Raw genomic sequence first — 1789 nt, 5'->3', positions numbered from 1 at the left:
AAAGATCCGGAGAGTCGACCCCGCCACCCGAAGGCAGCCGGCCCGGTCCCTCAGGACCCAACAGCGTGCATGTACCCGACTCCACCGCCCCGACGCGTTCCCAACCCGAAGGCTGTACTGACGCGAGACGATCTCACCGAGCACCTAGTTCAATGTTCCACCCATGAGCTACCAGCAAAGACATTCGCTTTGATCTGGCGCCTGGAACACCCTGCGGTGTCCAGATGCTCCTTAGAAAGGAGGTGATCCAGCCGCACCTTCCGGTACGGCTACCTTGTTACGACTTAGTCCTAATCACCGATCCCACCTTCGACAGCTCCCTCCTTGCGGTTAGGCCACTGGCTTCGGGTGTTACCGACTTTCATGACTTGACGGGCGGTGTGTACAAGGCCCGGGAACGTATTCACCGCAGCGTTGCTGATCTGCGATTACTAGCGACTCCGACTTCATGAGGTCGAGTTGCAGACCTCAATCCGAACTGAGACCGGCTTTTTGGGATTCGCTCCACCTTACGGTATCGCAGCCCTTTGTACCGGCCATTGTAGCATGCGTGAAGCCCAAGACATAAGGGGCATGATGATTTGACGTCATCCCCACCTTCCTCCGAGTTGACCCCGGCAGTCTCCTATGAGTTCCCACCATGACGTGCTGGCAACATAGAACGAGGGTTGCGCTCGTTGCGGGACTTAACCCAACATCTCACGACACGAGCTGACGACAACCATGCACCACCTGTATACCGACCTTGCGGGGCAACCATTTCTGGAAGTTTCCGGTATATGTCAAGCCTTGGTAAGGTTCTTCGCGTTGCATCGAATTAATCCGCATGCTCCGCCGCTTGTGCGGGCCCCCGTCAATTCCTTTGAGTTTTAGCCTTGCGGCCGTACTCCCCAGGCGGGGAACTTAATGCGTTAGCTGCGACACGGAGACCGTGGAAAGGTCCCCACATCTAGTTCCCAACGTTTACGGCGTGGACTACCAGGGTATCTAATCCTGTTCGCTCCCCACGCTTTCGCTCCTCAGCGTCAGTAACGGCCCAGAGAACTGCCTTCGCCATCGGTGTTCCTCCTGATATCTGCGCATTCCACCGCTACACCAGGAATTCCATTCTCCCCTACCGCACTCTAGTCTGCCCGTACCCACTGCAGGCCCGAGGTTGAGCCTCGGGTTTTCACAGCAGACGCGACAAACCGCCTACGAGCTCTTTACGCCCAATAATTCCGGACAACGCTTGCACCCTACGTATTACCGCGGCTGCTGGCACGTAGTTAGCCGGTGCTTTTTCTGCAGGTACCGTCAAGCCGAAGCCCTTCTTCCCTACTAAAAGAGGTTTACAACCCGAAGGCCGTCATCCCCCACGCGGCGTTGCTGCATCAGGCTTTCGCCCATTGTGCAATATTCCCCACTGCTGCCTCCCGTAGGAGTCTGGGCCGTGTCTCAGTCCCAGTGTGGCCGGTCACCCTCTCAGGCCGGCTACCCGTCGTCGCCTTGGTGAGCCATTACCTCACCAACTAGCTGATAGGCCGCGAGTCCATCCTTGACCGAAAAACTTTCCACCCGCACCCGATGCCGGGGCAGGTCGTATCCGGTATTAGACGCCGTTTCCAGCGCTTATCCCAGAGTCAAGGGCAGGTTACTCACGTGTTACTCACCCGTTCGCCACTAATCCACCCAGCAAGCTGGGCTTCATCGTTCGACTTGCATGTGTTAAGCACGCCGCCAGCGTTCGTCCTGAGCCAGGATCAAACTCTCCGTAAAAAAATTACGACCCCCAACCCCGAAGAGAAGG

At 57.1% G+C, this 1789-nt stretch carries 1 rRNA gene; it reads right to left on the bottom strand.

Annotated features, from left to right (window positions below):
- Positions 1-235: 235 nt before the first annotated feature.
- A 16S ribosomal RNA gene (locus C5C35_RS16570) occupies positions 236-1758 on the bottom strand.
- Between the last annotated feature and the right edge of the window lie 31 nt (positions 1759-1789).

The organism is Rathayibacter sp. AY1F8 (assembly GCF_002932165.1).
Taxonomy (GTDB): domain Bacteria; phylum Actinomycetota; class Actinomycetes; order Actinomycetales; family Microbacteriaceae; genus Rathayibacter.
This window is presented reverse-complemented; position numbering and strand designations above follow the sequence as displayed.